Origin of the sequence: Rhodoblastus sp. 17X3 (assembly GCF_030056575.1) — a bacterium.
GTDB lineage: Bacteria > Pseudomonadota > Alphaproteobacteria > Rhizobiales > Beijerinckiaceae > Rhodoblastus.
On the sequence record NZ_JASHHX010000060.1, the window covers coordinates 1 to 841 of the forward strand.

Sequence of the window (841 nt, forward strand, 5' to 3'; positions counted from 1 at the left end):
ACCGACGACGAGGAAGCCATTATTGGCGAAAGACGTCGCCACCGTGCTGGTCCCGGAGCCGCCGATCTTGGCAAAGGAGCCCGTATTGACGAAGGCTGCGCCCGCGCCGCCGGATGCGATCCCGACGTCGGACGACAGGGTAAAGGCGCCGGTGTTCGTGAGGGTCGCGCCCGCCGTGATCGTCGTCGCGCCGGCATAAGCGCTCGACCCGCCCAGCGTAGTCGATGAGCCAAAATTTAGAGTCAGGGCGCCGCTCAACGCGCCGCTGAAATTGCTCGCGCCCGACAGAAATAAAGTCGCCGCGCCGCCGCTATCGGTGACGGTCCCGTTGCCGAGCAATTTGGCGACGCTCGTCGAGAATCCCGAAATATCCAACGTCGCGCCTTGAGCGACCGTCGTCTGCAGCACATTCCCGAGAAGGAAGCCCAGAGCGCCGTCGCCAGCCGCCAACGTCCCGCCTTGAACGACAACCGGCATCGTTCCGATGTTAACGACGGTGGCGGAATTGGACCCCTGCCGCCAAATCACAACGCCATCCTGACCCGGGGCACCAAAAGCCAGAAGATTAGTGGCCGCTTCGTTGACGGTCCACCCGCCTTGGCCAACATCAAAAGTCGTGCCATGAGCGGCCGCGATCGTGACCACGCCCTGCGTTGTAAATCGGTTCGCGAGCGTTTCATTTTTCAGGCCCAGAAGCGACCCGCCATTCAGCGCCAACTGCCCTGTTCCAAGCGCGCCGGCATTGCCCACCGCGAGCATGCCGCCATTCAGCGTCACGCCGCCGCCGATTGTATTCGCGCCGTTCAGGATCACCGTGCCGCCATTGATCGTGAAGGCGCCA

The 841-nt window shown here is 63.3% G+C and carries 1 pseudogene; it reads right to left on the reverse strand.

Annotated features, from left to right (window positions below):
* Positions 1 to 450: pseudogene (locus QM467_RS19750) on the reverse strand (hypothetical protein); the annotation flags it as partial.
* Positions 451 to 841 lie beyond the last annotated feature (391 nt).